The sequence below is a fragment of the Streptomyces sp. RB17 genome (assembly GCF_009604455.1).
GTDB lineage: Bacteria > Actinomycetota > Actinomycetes > Streptomycetales > Streptomycetaceae > Streptomyces.
On record NZ_WEGL01000004.1, the window covers coordinates 809209 to 824509 of the forward strand.

Here is a 15301-nt window from a genome sequence, read left to right on the forward strand (position 1 = left end):
TCGGCCGCTTTCGGCGCGTGGGATCGGCGATGGGCAGATTCGTTCCGAGGGGCGGGGCGGCCGAGTCCGGGACGGGGAGAAAACCACAGGTCAGACAGTGCCGTGCCGGAACCATGGCGATCGAGGGAACTGGGTGGGTGGAACAGATCTGCCGATCACGGTCCCGCAGTGGCCGGCACCAACGCCGCGCCGGCTCGCCGTTCCGCCGCGGCCGGCACCAACGTCGGCGTGTGGGCGCGTTAAGGGGCCGGGTCGGCGGGGTGGGGGGCGAGCAGGGGCAGCTGGGAGGCGAGGCGCCGTTCGCAGAGTTCGGCCAGGCGGTCGTAGCCGGCCTTGCCCATCAGTTCGGTCAGCTCGGCCCGGTAGGAGACGTACACCGGATCGCCCGCGCCGTGTGCGGAGGTCGCCGAGGTGCACCACCAGTGCAGGTCGTGCCCGCCCGGACCCCAGCCCCGGCGGTCGTACTCGCCGATGGAGATCTGCAGGACCCGCGTGTCGTCGGGGCGGTCGATCCAGTCGTACGTCCGCCGGATCGGCAGCTGCCAGCACACGTCCGGCTTGGTCTCCAACGGCTCCCGGCCCTCCCGCAGTGCGAGGATGTGCAGCGAGCAGCCCGCGCCGCCCGCGAAACCGGGCCGGTTCTGGAAGATGCAGGAGCCCTGGAAGGGGCGGGTCTGCCGGGAGCCCTCCTCGTCCTTGGAGACCCAGCCGTTCCGCTTGCCCTCGTCATGGTGCTGCCAGATCTCCGGCGTGAGCCGCGCCACATGCTCGGCGACCCGCTTCTCGTCGTCCTCGTCCGAGAAGTGCGCGCCCAGCGAGCAGCACCCGTCGTCCGCGCGGCCCGCCTGGATGCCCTGGCAGCCGCTGCCGAAGATGCAGTTCCAGCGAGAGGTCAGCCATGTCAGATCACAGCGGAAGACCTGCTCGTCGTCCGCAGGGTCAGGAAACTCCACCCAGGCGCGCGCGAAGTCGAGCCCCTTCTCGTCGCTCATCTGCGGGGCCTGTTGGGCCTGCTTCGACTGCTTGGTCACGGACGACGCCTTCGCCTGCGCAGAATCCTTCGATCCCTTGGAGGATTTGTGGTCCTTCGCCTTTTTCGTCTTTGGCACATGTCCAGGGTAAGTGGCCGAGGACCGCTCCGGGGACCGTCGGCGGACGATCTGGCAGTAGCGTTCCGTATATGAGACTCGGTGTCCTGGACGTGGGTTCGAACACGGTGCATCTGCTGGTGGTGGACGCCCACCCCGGCGCCCGTCCGCTGCCCGCGCATTCGCACAAGGCCGAACTTCGGCTCGCCCAACTGCTCGACGACAGCGGTGCCATCGACGACGAAGGCATCCACAAGCTGGTCGCCGTCGTCCAGGACGCACTCCAGGCCGCCGAGGACAAGGGCGTCGAGGACCTGCTGACGTTCGCGACCTCCGCCGTCCGGGAGGCCACCAACGCCGACGACGTCCTCGCGCGCGTGGAGCAGGAGACGGGCGTACGACTCCAGGTCCTCACCGGCGCGGAGGAGGCCCGCCTGACCTTCCTCGCGGTCCGCCGCTGGTTCGGCTGGTCCGCCGGAAAGCTGCTGGTCCTGGACATCGGCGGCGGCTCCCTGGAGATCGCCTACGGCATAGACGAGGAGCCGGACACCGCCGTCTCCCTGCCGCTCGGGGCCGGCCGGCTCACCGCCGGCTGGCTGCCCGGCGACCCGCCCACCCCCGAGGCCGTGCGCGCCCTGCGCCGCCACGTCCGTACCGAGATCGCCCGCACGGTCGGCGAATTCAGCCGCTTCGGCGCCCCCGACCACGTGGTCGCCACGTCCAAGACCTTCAAGCAGCTCGCCCGCATCGCCGGAGCCGCCCGCAGCGCCGAGGGCCTCTACGTCCAGCGCGAGCTCAAGCGCGAGTCCCTGGAGGCCTGGGTCCCGCGCCTGGCCGGGATGACGGTGGAGCAGCGCGCCGAGCTCCCCGGCGTCTCCGACGGCCGGGCAGGCCAGCTCCTGGCGGGAGCCCTGGTGGCCGAGGGCGCGATGGATCTGTTCGGGGTGGAGAACCTGGAGATCTGCCCGTGGGCGCTGAGGGAGGGCGTGATCCTACGGCGGCTTGATCACATGGGTTCCGACTAGCGCCCCGCAGGGGCGCGGGGGAACGGCGCGAGCAACCACGACGACGCCGCACCCGCCCGAATGGCAAACCTCACAACGGCGAACAGGCACCCAACACCGGCACCACTCAACGCCGTAAGGTGACGGACGTGGCTGAACCAAGGGACGTGACCGTCGCGCTGTCGACGGCCTCCGTATACCCGGAGTCCACCGCGACCGCCTTCGAGATCGCCGCGCGTCTCGGCTACGACGGCGTCGAGGTCATGGTGTGGACCGACCCGGTGAGCCAGGACATCGAGGCGCTGCGCCGCCTGTCGGACTACCACGGCATCCCGGTCCTGGCCGTCCACGCCCCCTGCCTGCTGATCACCCAGCGGGTCTGGTCGACGGACCCCTGGGTCAAGCTGCAGCGGGCTCGGGCGGCCGCCGAGAAGCTGGGCGCCACCACCGTCGTCGTGCACCCGCCCTTCCGCTGGCAGCGGCAGTACGCGCGCGAGTTCGTCGACGGGGTCTGGCGGATGGCGAGCGAGACGGACGTGCGGTTCGCCGTCGAGAACATGTACCCCTGGCGCTACCGCGACCGCGAGATGCTCGCCTACGCCCCGGACTGGGACGTCACCCAGCACGACTACCGGCACTTCACGATCGATCTCAGCCACACGGCGACGGCCCGTACGGACGCCCTGGAGATGATCGACCGCATGGGCGACCGGCTCGGCCACGTCCATCTCGCGGACGGGCGGGGCTCGGCCAAGGACGAGCACCTGGTGCCCGGCCGCGGCACCCAGCCCTGCGCCGAGCTGCTGGAACACCTCACCCTCTCCGGGTTCGACGGCCATGTCGTCATCGAGGTCAACACCCGGCGGGCGATGTCCAGTGCCGAACGCGAGGCCGACCTCGCCGAGGCCCTGGCCTTCACCCGCAAGCATCTGGCGTCGGCGGTACGGGTGCGCCGGCCATGAACGACAACGTGCAGCCCATCCGCAGAAGGGGCAGACCCCCGCGCACGGAATCCGCCGACACCCGTGACCGGATCCTGTCCGCGGCCCGCGAGGTGTTCTCCGAGCGTGGCTACGAGAAGGCGTCCGTGCGCGGTATCGCCAAGGCGGCCGGTGTCGACTCCGCGCTGGTCCACCACTACTTCGGCACCAAGGAGCAGGTCTTCGAGGCGGCGATCGCGGTGGCCTTCGCGCCCGCGCTGAACGCCCCCGACGCGGTGGCCGCCGGCCCGCTCGACGGGGTGGGGGAGCGGCTGACCCGGTTCATCTTCGGCGTCTGGGAGAACCCCACGACCCGTACCCCGCTCCTCGCGATCGTCCGGTCGGCCCTGAACAACGAGACCGCCGCCGCCGTCTTCCGCCGCCTCGTCGCCTCCCAGCTGCTGCGCCGCATCGCCGCCCAGCTGGACCTGCCCGACGCCGAACTGCGCGCCGAGCTGGCCGCCGCGCAGCTGGTGGGTGCGGCGATGATGCGGTACGTCGTCAAGCTGGAGCCGCTGGCATCCGCCGACCTGGAGCAGATCATCGCGCGGGTGGCACCGGTCGTACAGCACCATCTGACCAGCGCCTGAGCCGCGCGCCGGGGGCCACGGCAGCGAGATGACCGTCCCGCATTCCGGACAGCCGAGTCCAGCGTTTGGAGCATCGGCGTACGCTCGGAGACAACCAGAACTGTCTGGCAGATCTTCGAAGGAGCGAGCGACGATGCCCGAGCTGAGGTCCCGCACAGTCACCCACGGCCGCAACATGGCGGGCGCCCGCGCCCTTATGCGCGCCTCCGGTGTACCCGGTGCGGACATCGGCCGGAAGCCGGTCATCGCGGTCGCGAACTCCTTCACCGAGTTCGTGCCGGGCCACACCCACCTTCAGCCGGTCGGCCGGATCGTCAGCGAGGCGATCAAGGAGGCGGGCGGCATCCCGCGCGAGTTCAACACGATCGCCGTGGACGACGGCATCGCGATGGGGCATGGCGGGATGCTCTACTCGCTCCCCTCCCGGGACCTGATCGCGGACTCGGTCGAGTACATGGTCGAGGCCCACTGCGCCGACGCCCTGGTCTGCATCTCCAACTGCGACAAGATCACCCCGGGCATGCTGCTGGCGGCCCTGCGCCTGAACATCCCGACCGTCTTCGTCTCCGGCGGCCCGATGGAGTCCGGCCGCGCCACCCTGGTCGACGGCACGGTCCGCACGCTCGACCTGGTCGACGCGATCTCCGACGCCGTCAACGACAAGATCTCCGACGAGGACATCCTCCGTATCGAGGAGAACGCCTGCCCGACCTGCGGCAGCTGTTCCGGCATGTTCACCGCCAACTCGATGAACTGCCTCACCGAGGCCATCGGCCTCTCGCTCCCCGGCAACGGCTCGGTCCTCGCCACCCACACCGCGCGCAAGCAGCTGTACGTCGACGCCGCCCGCACGGTCATGGACGTCACCCGCCGCTACTACGAGCAGGACGACGACTCCGTCCTGCCGCTCAACATCGCGACCTTCCAGGCCTTCGAGAACGCCATGGCCCTGGACATCGCGATGGGCGGCTCCACCAACACGATCCTGCACCTGCTGGCCGCCGCCCAGGAGGCCGGCGTCCCCTTCGGCCTGGAGGAGATCGACGCCGTGTCGCGCCGCGTCCCCTGCCTCGCCAAGGTGGCGCCCAACGTGGCGAAGGACCGCACGTACTACATGGAGGACGTGCACCGCGCCGGCGGCATCCCGGCCCTGCTCGGCGAACTCCACCGCGCGGGCCTCCTCAACGAGGACGTCCACGCCGTCCACAGCCCGTCCCTCGCCGACTGGCTGAAGACCTGGGACGTCCGCGGCGGCTCGCCCTCGCAGGAGGCGGTGGAGCTGTGGCACGCGGCACCGGGCTGCGTCCGCTCCGCCGAGGCCTTCTCCCAGTCCGAGCGCTGGGAGGCGCTGGACGAGGACGCGGAGGGCGGCTGCATCCGCTCGGTCGAGCACGCATACTCCAAGGACGGCGGCCTGGCGGTCCTCAAGGGCAACCTCGCGGTCGACGGCTGCGTGGTGAAGACGGCCGGCGTGGACGAGTCGATCTGGACCTTCGAGGGCCCGGCGGTCGTCTGCGAGTCCCAGGAGGAGGCCGTCCAGCGGATCCTCACCCACGAGGTCAAGGACGGCGACGTCGTCGTCATCCGCTACGAGGGCCCCAAGGGCGGCCCCGGCATGCAGGAGATGCTCTACCCGACCTCGTACCTGAAGGGCCGGGGCCTCGGCAAGACCTGCGCCCTGATCACCGACGGCCGCTTCTCCGGCGGCACCTCGGGCCTGTCGATCGGCCATGCCTCCCCCGAGGCGGCCTCCGGCGGCACCATCGCCCTGGTCCAGGACGGCGACCGCATCCGCATCGACATCCCGAACCGCACGGTCGAGCTTCTCGTCGACGAGGCCGAACTCGCCCGCCGCGACCAGGCCCTGAACGGCGTCTACGCCCCGAAGAACCGCGACCGCAAGGTCTCGGCCGCGCTGCGGGCCTACGCCGCGATGGCCACCAGCGCCGACAGGGGCGCGGTGCGGGACGTGACGAAGCTGGGCTGAACAGCGACCTGAGCTGAGCAGCGACCTGAGAGGGGCCGCGTCCCGTGCGGGGGCGGCCCCTTCGCCTGTCACCAGTCGGACGGGTTCCGCGCGGGGACGGCGAAGACGGTTCCGTCGGGGGCGGTGGCGTAGACGCGGGCGCCCACGATCACGGGATCCGGCGGCGTGCCGGTGACCTGTCCCGATCGGGGGCCCAGGCGGGCTCGGGTCTGCCCGACGAGGGTGCCGTGGTGCGCGTCGATGGCGAGCAGCCGCCCATCGGCAGCGGTGACGTACACCTGCCGACCGTCCGTGACGGGTGCCGAGCCGCGGCTCACCGAAGTCTCCAGGTGCCACAGCTGTGCCCGCGTCTGCATGTCCACGGCGTAGAGGGAACCACCACTGGCCAGTACGTAGGCGACCTCGCCCCGTACCGTGGCGTGCGCACCGTCGAGCGTGACCGGCAACGGCACCCTGCGCGTCGACCGGCTGCCGGGGCTGTAGCGGACGACCTCCTTCGCGCCGTAGAGGTCGTCGACGGCGAGGAAGTAAATGGAGCCGCTCCGGGCGCCGAAGGGCTTCAGCCAGCCCTCGAGGCGGGCCTCCCACCGCACATCGCCCGTACGCGGGTCCAAGGCCGTCACGCGTGTACTCGATCCGCCGGTGGAAGCCGCCGCCGCGTACGCCAGCGGGTCGCCCGGGAACGTGTCCAAGGTCGGTGTGCCGCCGCCGGGGATCCGGTGCCGCCACAGGGTACGGCCCGTCGCGCCGTCCACCCCGGTGATCACGCCGTCGGCACCAGTCAGCAGAGCCGTTCCACCGGCATGGCGGACGGTGGTGCCCATGGGCAGAGGACGCTTCCACACTTCCCTGCCCGACGCGGGATCCAGTGCCACGAGACGTGAGCTGCCCTCCGCGTCCGGTTGCACGAGCCCCGCTGCGACGGTCGGCGGCCTGGTCGTGGGGGAGGAGGCTGCCGAGTGCCGCCACAGGAGCCGCCCGTCGCCCGCGGAGAGAGCGAACACCGCACCGGGCTGCGTGCAGAACAGCCGCCCGGTGCCATACGAGCACCGCGTCGTACCCGCGTCCCCGGGCACCGGCTTGGCCTCCCAGGTACTGAAGGCGGCGGACTTGGGGTGCGGGCCGGTGCCCTTGTGCGAGGTGCCGTCCGCGGCGCCGAGCAACTGGACGCAGGACAGCGCCCCGACCAGGGCCACCCCCAGCGCCCCGGCAGCGAGGACCAGCCGCTTCGCCGAGCGCTTGCCGGGCTGTCGGGCGTCCCCCTTGTGACGTGCCTCGGCCTCCGGGAGATCCTCACTTGTCCGCTGGGCCGGTATGAACGCCTGCGTGTCGTACGAGGCGGCGACCGATCGCAGCTCCCGCATCAGCTCATCGGCCGTCGGCCGCTCCTCCGGCTGCTTGGCGAGACACCGCAGCACCAGCGGCGCCAGGCTCTCCGGCACCCCGGCCAGATCGGGTTCGTCGTGCACCACCTGGTAGGCGACGACATAGGGGCTGTCGGAGTCGAACGGCCCCCGTCCGGTCGCCGCGTGCACCAGTACGGACCCGAGCGCGAAGATGTCCGCCGCCGGGCCCACCTCCCGCGGACGCCGGAACTGCTCGGGCGCCATGAACGGCGGTGTCCCGATCAACTTCCCGGTCTCGGTGCGCAGTTCACTGTCCTTGGGGCGGGAGATGCCGAAGTCGATGACCTTCGGACCGTCCTCGGCGAGCAGCACATTGCTCGGCTTGAGATCGCGGTGCACGACCCCCACCCGATGGATGTCGCACAGCGCCTCGGCGAGCCCGGCCATGAGCCGTCGCAACTGCGCCGGATCCATGGGCCCGTTCCGCTTCACCTGGTCGGAAAGAGTGGGTCCCGGAATGAACAGCGTGGCCATCCAGGGTCGTTCGGCCTCCGGGTCGGCGTCCACGACGGGCGCGGTGAACGCACCGCTCACCCTGCGGGCGGCAGCCACCTCCTGCCGAAACCGCCCCCTGAACTCGGGATCCTGAGCGAACGCGGCATGGATGATCTTCACCGCGAGCTTCTTCCCCGAGGTGCTCCGGGCGAGGTGCACGACCCCCATGCCGCCGGCCCCCAGACACGACTCCAGGCGGTAGTGACCGGCGTACTCGGGACGTTCCGCTTCTGCGCCCGCTCCGGTGCTGCCCTGTGGCGCCATGGACTACCCCCGTGCTGTTCCTCCGCGCGCGCGACGCACGGAGCCTAGTCGATGACTCGTACGAGACCGAGGTGGCTTGCTAGCCTCCGCGTGCGAGTCGCGCACAGGTGTTTCGCGGCTCGATTCAAGGGAATCGACGGGGCCCGTGGTGGTCATGGGTTCAAGGGGGGTTGTTCTCCATGTCTGTTGAACGCGTCGAAGAAGCCGGGAACGCCGACGCGGGTGAGCTCGCAGCGGCCGCCGTGACGAGCGAGTACCTGCGCCACTACGCGGTCGCCCCGGGCGTTCGCCTCAACGTCCGCAGCGGCCCCGGGACCAACTACGGCATCGTCCGTGTCCTCCCCGAGGGCGTGCAGGTCCCGATCTACTGCCAGACACCCGGCACGACCGTGACGGGCCCGTACGGTACGTCGAACATCTGGGACAACATCGACAACGGCGAGTTCGTGTCCGACGCCTACGTCCAGACCGGCAGCGACGGCTACATCGCCCCGCGCTGCGGCTGACCACTCCCGAACAGGACAGAGATGACTTCCATCAAGCTCAAGCGCAGTGCCGTCGCCCTTGCCGCCACTGCGGGGGCCTTCCTCACGGTGATCGGCTCAGCGGCCTCGGCGTCCGCCTTGGACCTCCGCTACTACGCGGTCGCCCCGGGCGTCCGCCTGAACGTCCGCAGCGGCCCCGGCACCAGCTACAACATCGTCCGTGTCCTGGCCGAAGGGGCGAAGGTCCCGATCTACTGCCAGACACCCGGCACGACCGTGACGGGCCCGTACGGTACGTCGAACATCTGGGACAACATCGACAACGGCGAGTTCGTGTCCGACGCCTACGTCCAGACCGGCAGCGACGGCTACATCGCCCCCCGCTGCGGCTGACCCCCTCGGGAGCCCATCCCCCGCCCGGCGCCATAATCGTTCCGTGAGCGACGAAACCGGCACCCCGGACACCCCGGCGGGCTCCCCAGGCGGCGCGGACCGCAGTGCGCAGAGCGGTGGGCCCCGCCCCGAGCCCCTCCGCTTCTTCGGCACCACCTGGGTGAAGCACGACAGCGGCTACGCGGCCCGCCGCGCCGGCGTCGCCGTCGGCTCCCTCGCCGCCGCCGTCGGCGCCTGCCTGGTCCTCCGCTTCGCCTACGAGGGCATCCGGATCGCCGAGACCGGCTCCTTCGTCACCGTGCTGATCATCGCCATGTTCGCGATCTGCAGCGCGCTCGCCTTCCGCAACACCTGGGAGGGCTTCGACAAGCGCCACGACCCGCAGCGCCAGGCCTCCCTGCGCGGCCTGCTCGCCATCGGCTTCGTCGGCTCCCTCCTCGCCTACTTCTTCCGCTCCCTCACCGAGGCCCCGGGCGAGAAGCTGCACCGCGAGGAGTACGACGAGGCCCGCAAGGAGTACGAACGCCGCGCCTCCCGGCGCACCGGCAACCCGTCGAAGAAGAAGCGGCGCCGGTGACACCCGCTTCCGGCGGTCAGTAATACCGGCTCATGATCGCCGTCGCCCACTCCGGCTGACAGGTCTCGCCCTGCGGACCGAACTCCGTCATGTACGGCTTGATGTCCAGCACCGGAGTCCCGTCCACCGCGTCCAGCCCCTCGACGTGCACCTCAAGTCCGTCGACCCTCAGCACACGGCAGCGCGAGACGCCGATCCGGTTGGGCCGGTTCTTGCCGCGCTGGGCGAAGATCCCGACCTTCGGCCAGTCGGCGTTGCCGCGCGGATGCCGGGCCCCGGTCTCGATCCTCTCCTCCGGCACCCGGTCGAAGTGGTAGACGATCTCCAGGTGGGAGAAGTCCTCCAGCCCGGCCAATGCCTCCGCCGAGAACCGGGCACCGTCGATCCGGATCACGGCCCGGACCTCACCCCACTCGTCGTCCCGCACCTCCGCGCGCCCGCCGACGACCCACCCCACCGGCCGCACCACCACATCCCTGACGTCCCGGACGACTTCCCCGACGTCCTGCCCCTGCCCGGCCACACCAGCCCCCTTCCCCAACTCGCCAGCACCACCAGTGACTTGCCGCCCCACGCTATCCGCACGCGGCGGCCACTACGCCCAGCCGTCTGCCCAACCGCCAACCGCCACCGCTCCACCGGCCCGCCGCCACCCCCCACCGGCCCTGAAAACCCGCTGCCGTCACTTCCCCATTGCCCCCACCATGGCCATATGACCGTGACGCAACCACCCCCACCCCCACCCCCACCCCCACCCTCGCCCACGACCCGCGCGCACTCCTTCAACTCCGCCGCCGCCCAATACGCCGCGAACCGCCCCTCCTACCCACCCGCCCTCTTCGACGCCGTCGAGGAACTGGCCGGCCGGTCGCTGTCCGGCGCCAGGGTCGTGGACGTCGGGGCCGGTACCGGTATCGCGACCGCCCTCCTGCAGGCCCGCGGCGCCGACGTGCTCGCCGTCGAACCCGGTGAGGGCATGGCCGCCGAGTTCCGCCGCGGGCTGCCGCATCTCCCGATCGTCCGCGGCAACGGCGACGCCCTCCCCATCGCCGACGCATACGCCGACTTCGTCACCTACGCCCAGGCCTGGCACTGGACCGACACCGCCCGCTCGGTGCCGGAGGCGCTGCGGGTGCTGCGGCCGGGCGGTGCGCTCGCGCTGTGGTGGAACGGCGATGCCCTGGACGTGGAATGGATCGCCGAGGCGGCCCTGCGTATCGGCCGCTTCCTGGGCGTGGACGTCGCCGCCGAGAAGCGGAAGAGCAGCCACACGGAACTGGCCGACCCCAGCGGCCGCCTCCGCTTCAGCCGCCGGGAGGTCCGCTGGAGCCGTCGCGTCACGATCGACACCCACCTCGCGAACATCGGCAGCCACTCGGCCTTCCTCCTCACGCCCGAGGACCGCAGGACCGCCTTCCTGGAGGAGGAACGCGCCCATCTGCTGAAGGTCTTCCCGGACGGCATGGTCGAGGAGACCTACGACGTGCTTCTGCTCGTCGCCACCAAGGCCTGATCCGCGAAGAAGCATCAGCGAAGAAGCACCAGCGAAGAAGCGTCGCCCGGAGCGGCGGCCGGGTTCGTCCCGGCCGCCGCTTCCGCATGTGTGCCCGGCGGGCCCCTTGACGCGCGGGGCCCTCCGGGCAGATTATTCATCGCATGATGAATTACGTGCCGGACCCACCACCGCCGGTCTCCACCCCAGCCGTCCACGCCCACGACCTCACCGTCGTCCGCGGCCCCCGCACCGCCCTCCACCACCTCGACTTCTCGGTCCCCCGCGGCCAGGTCACCGGCCTGCTCGGGCCCTCCGGCTGTGGCAAGTCGACCCTCATGCGCTCGATCGTGGGCACCCAGGCCAAGGTCACCGGCACCCTTCAGGTCCTCGGCCGCCCGGCCGGCCACCCCGCCCTGCGCACGCGCATCGGCTACGTCACCCAGGACCCCTCCGTCTACGACGACCTGACCGTCCGGCAGAACCTCGAGTACTTCGCAGCGATCCTCGACCCCGGCCGCGCCGCCGCCGAACGCCGCCACGAACACGTCACCCGCGCCATCACCGACGTCGACCTCACCAGCCACGCCGACGCCCTCGCCGGCAACCTCTCCGGCGGCCAGCGCAACCGGGTCTCCCTGGCCGTGGCCCTGCTCGGCGCCCCCGAACTCCTCGTCCTCGACGAACCCACCGTCGGCCTCGACCCCGTCCTGCGCCGCGACCTGTGGAAGCTGTTCCACGACATCGCCGCCACCCGCGGCGCCACCCTCCTCGTCTCCTCCCACGTCATGGACGAGGCCGAGCGCTGCCACCGCCTCCTGCTCATGCGCGAGGGCGAGATCCTCGCGGACGACTCCCCGGACGCCCTGCGCACCCGCACCGGCAGCGACACCGTCGAGGCCGCCTTCCTCCACCTCGTCGACGAGGCAGCCGCGGCAGCCCGACCCAAGGAGACCACCCGATGAGCACGACGGGCACCACCAGCATCAGCAGCACCATGAGCACCGGGACCGTCCCGGCCCCGACCGGTGTCATCAACGCCGGCCGCACCACCGCCACCGCCGCCCGGGTCCTGCGCCAGCTCCGCCACGACCCGCGCACCATCGCGCTGATGATCCTCGTCCCGTGCCTGATGCTGATCCTGCTGCGCTATGTCTTCGACGCTAGCCCCCGCACCTTCGACAACATCGGCGCATCCCTGCTCGGCATCTTCCCGCTGATCACGATGTTCCTGGTCACCTCCATCGCCACCCTGCGCGAACGCACCTCCGGCACCCTCGAACGCCTCCTCGCCATGCCCCTCGGCAAGGCCGACCTCATCGCCGGCTACGCCCTCGCCTTCGGCACGATCGCCATCGTCCAGTCCGCCCTCGCCACCGGACTCGCCCTGTGGGTGCTCGGCCTCGACGTCACCGGCTCACCCTGGCTGCTCCTCCTCGTCGCCCTCCTCGACGCTCTGCTCGGCACGGCCCTCGGACTCTTCGTCTCGGCCTTCGCCGCCTCGGAGTTCCAGGCGGTCCAGTTCATGCCCGCGGTGATCTTCCCCCAGCTCCTCCTCTGCGGCCTGTTCACTCCCCGGTCCGACATGCAGCCCGTCCTCACGGGCATCTCCGACGTCCTGCCGATGTCGTACGCCGTCGACGGCATGAACCAGGTCCTGCACCACACCGACATGACCGCGACCTTCGTCCGCGACGTCCTGATCGTGGCCGGCTGTGCGCTGCTGGTCCTGGTGCTGGGAGCGGCCACCCTCCGGCGCCGCACGGCCTGACCGGACTTCGCCGATCCCACGGTGCCGGACGACGCCCGGCCGGCCCACCGCCCGTGTTCCGCCTGCCGGACAACCCCCCGCACCTTCACGGCCCGGTGCGAGGATGACCCCATGAGCCAGAAAGTCGCAGTCCTCGGCACCGGCAAGATCGGCGAAGCCCTGCTCAGCGGAATGATCCGGGCCGGCTGGGCCCCGGCCGACCTCCTGGTCACCGCCCGCCGCCCCGAACGCGCCGACGAACTCCGCACCCGCTACGGAGTCAGCCCGGTCACCAACATCGAGGCCGCCAAGACCGCCGACACGCTCATCCTCACGGTCAAGCCGCAGGACATGGGCACCCTTCTGGACGAACTCGCCCCGCATGTCCCCGCCGACCGCCTGGTCATCAGCGGCGCCGCCGGTATCCCCACCTCCTTCTTCGAGGAGCGCCTGGCCGCAGGCACCCCGGTCGTCCGCGTCATGACCAACACCCCCGCCCTCGTCGACGAGGCCATGTCGGTCATCTCCGCCGGCAGCCACGCCACCGAGCAGCACCTCGCGCACGCCGAGGGGATCTTCGGTGCCGTAGGCAAGACACTCCGCGTTCCCGAGACCCAGCAGGACGCCTGCACCGCCCTGTCCGGCTCCGGCCCCGCGTACTTCTTCTACCTGGTCGAGGCCATGACCGACGCCGGCATCCTGCTCGGTCTGCCCCGCGACAAGGCGCACGACCTCATCGTGCAGTCCGCCATCGGCGCCGCCGTGATGCTCCGCGACAGCGGCGAACATCCCGTCAAGCTCCGCGAGAACGTCACCTCCCCGGCCGGCACGACGATCAACGCCATCCGCGAACTGGAGAACCACGGCGTACGAGCCGCCCTCATCGCCGCCCTCGAGGCCGCCCGCGACCGCAGCCGCGAACTCGCCTCCGGCAAGAAGGACTGACCAGGCGCCGGGGGCGGGGCGACGGCTCACCGCCAGCCGCCGGCCCCCGCAGGTACGAGCCACATCGGCCCGCCCGCCCCCGCACAGGCAAGCCCTGACGCCCGGCCCTAACGCTCGGCCCCGCTCAACGCCGTCTCGAACACCGGCGGCAACAGCCCGATCGCCCGATAGGCGGCATCGACGGTCGGCCGGGCCATAGCCCTCGCCTTGTCCGCACCATCCCGCAGCACCCCCTCCACATAGGCAGGATCCGTGCACAGCTCCCTGTGCCTGGCCTGCACGGGCCTGAGAACCTCCACCACCGCCTCCGCGGTGTCCTTCTTCAAGGCGCCGTACGAGTCGTAAACGTCTGCCAGTGACTCAGGGTTCCCGTCCGTGCACGCAGCGAGAATCTCCAGCAGATTCGCGACCCCCGGCCGCCCCTCCCGGTCGTACGCCACGTCCCGCCCGCTGTCGGTGACGGCCCGCATGACCTTCTTACGCACGTCGTCCGGCTCGTCGAGCAGATAGACGACGCCCAGCCCCGACTCGTCCGACTTCCCCATCTTCGACGCCGGGTTCTGCAGGTTCATCACCCGCGCCGCGACCGCCGGCCGCGTCGCCTTCGGCACCACGAACGTGTGCCCGTACCGCTGGTTGAACCGCACCGCCAGATCCCGCGCCAGCTCGACGTGCTGCACCTGGTCGTCCCCGACCGGCACCTCGTCCGCGCCGTACCCCAGGATGTCCGCCGCCATCAGCACCGGATACGTCAGCAGCGACAGCCGCACGCTCGCACCGTGCTCCTGCTGCCGCGCGACCTTCTCCTTGTACTGGATCATCCGACGCATCTCACCGTCGCTCGCCACACACTCCAGCAGGTACGACAGTCTCGTGTGCTCGTCGACATGGCTCTGCAGGAACACGGTGCACACCTCGGGATCGAGCCCGGCCGCCAGCATCAACGTCGCCGTCTGCCGACTGAGCCTGCGCAATCGCGCCGGATCCTGGTCCACCGTCAGCGCGTGCAGATCCACGACACAGAAGACCGAGTCGGCCTGGTGCTGGTCCGTCTCCACCCAGCGCCGCAGGGCTCCCAGGTAGTTGCCCAGCGTCAGGTGCCCGGTCGGCTGAATCCCGCTGAAGACTCGCGTCATCTCCACTCCACCTCCTGGTCGGGACCGCCGCTGCTGCGGCCGGCCCCCGGAGTCCGGAGGAGATACGAAAACGGCCGCCGAAGCGGCGGCCGTTGGATGCATACGTGAGTACGGCCGCCGTCAGGCGGCCCACCAGCACTGGTTACACGTACGCGTCGTCATGCCGACCAGAGTACGCCTCCGGAGTGCATCCCGGGCAAGAGTTGACACGCAACACGCCGATCCGTAGTGTTCTCCGAGTTGTCCGACGTGAGCGCCGACCCCGGTCGGTCCCCGGACAGCCACTCCGTAAGTACCGACCAGCAATCGACGCTCCGGCGCCGAATGCTTTGGCGCGCGTATTTTCGGAATGAGGAATCCGCGTTCGAAAGGACGCACCCCCGATTAGCTCGGGAGCACGGAATCCGCTAAAGTCTCACTCGTCGGAAAGGCCCAACGGCCCGGAAGGCAAACCCCCTGACTGGGAGTCAGACGCCGAAAGGATCTGATAGAGTCGGAACCGCCGGAAAGGAAACCGCGAGAAACACGCGGGAGCCTGGAAAGCACCGAGGAAATCGGATCGAGAGAAGATCTGATAGAGTCGGAAACACCGAAGGGAAGCGCCCGGAGGAAAGCCCGAGAGGGTGAGTACGAAGGAAGCGACCGTTCCTTGAGAACTCAACAGCGTGCCAAAAGTCAACGCCAGATATGTTGATACCCCGTCTTCGGT

At 70.5% G+C, this 15301-nt stretch carries 15 protein-coding genes; 11 read left to right on the forward strand and 4 right to left on the reverse strand.

What is annotated here, in order from left to right; genetic code table 11:
* Positions 1–239 precede the first annotated feature (239 nt).
* Entirely contained in the window at positions 240–992 is a 753-nt protein-coding gene (locus tag SRB17_RS21560; RefSeq protein ID WP_153541347.1) for a hypothetical protein, read from the reverse strand.
* A 188-nt stretch (positions 993–1180) separates the two neighbouring features.
* Here SRB17_RS21560 and SRB17_RS21565 point away from each other — a divergent pair, with 188 nt between their 5' ends.
* The 4 genes from SRB17_RS21565 to ilvD all read left to right on the forward strand — a co-directional run bounded on the left by SRB17_RS21565 (position 1181) and on the right by ilvD (position 5649).
* Positions 1181–2113, forward strand: a complete 933-nt coding sequence (locus tag SRB17_RS21565) for a Ppx/GppA phosphatase family protein (protein WP_153541009.1) — start codon at positions 1181–1183, stop codon at positions 2111–2113.
* Positions 2114–2241: 128 nt separating this feature from the next.
* Complete coding sequence (locus SRB17_RS21570; protein WP_323376034.1) at positions 2242–3054, forward strand: sugar phosphate isomerase/epimerase; 813 nt, start codon at positions 2242–2244, stop codon at positions 3052–3054.
* The gene (locus SRB17_RS21575) at positions 3051–3662 is read left to right on the forward strand and encodes a TetR/AcrR family transcriptional regulator (protein ID WP_153541011.1); all 612 of its coding nucleotides are present in this window, start codon (positions 3051–3053) and stop codon (positions 3660–3662) included. The genes SRB17_RS21570 and SRB17_RS21575 overlap by 4 nt, the downstream gene beginning before the upstream one ends.
* Positions 3663–3795: 133 nt before the next feature.
* Positions 3796–5649 (forward strand): dihydroxy-acid dehydratase, encoded by a 1854-nt coding sequence (gene ilvD, locus SRB17_RS21580; protein ID WP_153541014.1) that lies wholly within the window; start codon positions 3796–3798, stop codon positions 5647–5649.
* Between the two features lie 68 nt (positions 5650–5717).
* Here the strand turns inward: ilvD and SRB17_RS21585 are convergent, their stop codons facing one another.
* The gene (locus tag SRB17_RS21585) at positions 5718–7814 is read right to left on the reverse strand and encodes a serine/threonine-protein kinase (protein ID WP_153541017.1); all 2097 of its coding nucleotides are present in this window, start codon (positions 7812–7814) and stop codon (positions 5718–5720) included.
* A 179-nt stretch (positions 7815–7993) separates the two neighbouring features.
* Between SRB17_RS21585 and SRB17_RS21590 the strand changes: the two genes are divergently transcribed.
* Genes SRB17_RS21590 through SRB17_RS21600 form a run of 3 tightly spaced genes read left to right on the forward strand, consistent with a single transcriptional unit; the run spans position 7994 to position 9269 of the window.
* Entirely contained in the window at positions 7994–8320 is a 327-nt protein-coding gene (locus SRB17_RS21590; RefSeq protein ID WP_153541020.1) for an SH3 domain-containing protein, read from the forward strand.
* Positions 8321–8341: 21 nt separating this feature from the next.
* A complete protein-coding gene (locus tag SRB17_RS21595; RefSeq protein ID WP_153541023.1) occupies positions 8342–8692 on the forward strand; it encodes an SH3 domain-containing protein in 351 nt (116 codons plus the stop codon).
* Between the two features lie 43 nt (positions 8693–8735).
* Positions 8736–9269: an EamA/RhaT family transporter gene (locus SRB17_RS21600; RefSeq protein WP_323376035.1), complete on the forward strand. Its 534-nt coding sequence runs from the start codon at positions 8736–8738 to the stop codon at positions 9267–9269.
* A 16-nt stretch (positions 9270–9285) separates the two neighbouring features.
* Here the strand turns inward: SRB17_RS21600 and SRB17_RS21605 are convergent, their stop codons facing one another.
* Complete coding sequence (locus tag SRB17_RS21605) at positions 9286–9741, reverse strand: SAM-dependent methyltransferase (RefSeq protein WP_323376052.1); 456 nt, start codon at positions 9739–9741, stop codon at positions 9286–9288.
* A gap of 240 nt (positions 9742–9981) precedes the next feature.
* On the opposite strand from SRB17_RS21605, the gene SRB17_RS21610 reads away from it, so the two are divergent.
* The 4 genes from SRB17_RS21610 to proC all read left to right on the forward strand — a co-directional run bounded on the left by SRB17_RS21610 (position 9982) and on the right by proC (position 13456).
* Positions 9982–10782, forward strand: coding sequence for a class I SAM-dependent methyltransferase (locus tag SRB17_RS21610; RefSeq protein ID WP_153541027.1), 801 nt, complete (start codon positions 9982–9984; stop codon positions 10780–10782).
* Between the two features lie 143 nt (positions 10783–10925).
* A complete protein-coding gene (locus tag SRB17_RS21615) occupies positions 10926–11726 on the forward strand; it encodes an ABC transporter ATP-binding protein (protein WP_153541029.1) in 801 nt (266 codons plus the stop codon).
* A 32-nt stretch (positions 11727–11758) separates the two neighbouring features.
* The gene (locus tag SRB17_RS21620) at positions 11759–12532 is read left to right on the forward strand and encodes an ABC transporter permease (RefSeq protein ID WP_416237073.1); all 774 of its coding nucleotides are present in this window, start codon (positions 11759–11761) and stop codon (positions 12530–12532) included.
* A gap of 111 nt (positions 12533–12643) precedes the next feature.
* On the forward strand, positions 12644–13456 hold the full coding sequence (gene proC / locus SRB17_RS21625; protein WP_153541034.1) for a pyrroline-5-carboxylate reductase: 813 nt from the start codon (positions 12644–12646) through the stop codon (positions 13454–13456).
* Positions 13457–13563: 107 nt separating this feature from the next.
* Here proC and trpS read toward each other — a convergent pair whose 3' ends face one another.
* On the reverse strand, positions 13564–14592 hold the full coding sequence (gene trpS / locus SRB17_RS21630) for a tryptophan--tRNA ligase (RefSeq protein WP_153541037.1): 1029 nt from the start codon (positions 14590–14592) through the stop codon (positions 13564–13566).
* Positions 14593–15301 lie beyond the last annotated feature (709 nt).

Coding starts and splice junctions, on each gene's coding strand:
- SRB17_RS21590 (WP_153541020.1), top strand. CDS start 7,994: ATGTCTGTTGAACGCGTCGAAGAAGCCGGGAACGCCGACGCGGGTGAG.
- SRB17_RS21585 (WP_153541017.1), bottom strand. CDS start 7,814: ATGGCGCCACAGGGCAGCACCGGAGCGGGCGCAGAAGCGGAACGTCCC.
- SRB17_RS21615 (WP_153541029.1), top strand. CDS start 10,926: ATGATGAATTACGTGCCGGACCCACCACCGCCGGTCTCCACCCCAGCC.
- SRB17_RS21610 (WP_153541027.1), top strand. CDS start 9,982: ATGACCGTGACGCAACCACCCCCACCCCCACCCCCACCCCCACCCTCG.
- SRB17_RS21565 (WP_153541009.1), top strand. CDS start 1,181: ATGAGACTCGGTGTCCTGGACGTGGGTTCGAACACGGTGCATCTGCTG.
- SRB17_RS21620 (WP_416237073.1), top strand. CDS start 11,759: ATGAGCACCGGGACCGTCCCGGCCCCGACCGGTGTCATCAACGCCGGC.
- ilvD (WP_153541014.1), top strand. CDS start 3,796: ATGCCCGAGCTGAGGTCCCGCACAGTCACCCACGGCCGCAACATGGCG.
- SRB17_RS21575 (WP_153541011.1), top strand. CDS start 3,051: ATGAACGACAACGTGCAGCCCATCCGCAGAAGGGGCAGACCCCCGCGC.
- SRB17_RS21560 (WP_153541347.1), bottom strand. CDS start 992: ATGAGCGACGAGAAGGGGCTCGACTTCGCGCGCGCCTGGGTGGAGTTT.
- proC (WP_153541034.1), top strand. CDS start 12,644: ATGAGCCAGAAAGTCGCAGTCCTCGGCACCGGCAAGATCGGCGAAGCC.
- SRB17_RS21595 (WP_153541023.1), top strand. CDS start 8,342: ATGACTTCCATCAAGCTCAAGCGCAGTGCCGTCGCCCTTGCCGCCACT.
- trpS (WP_153541037.1), bottom strand. CDS start 14,592: ATGACGCGAGTCTTCAGCGGGATTCAGCCGACCGGGCACCTGACGCTG.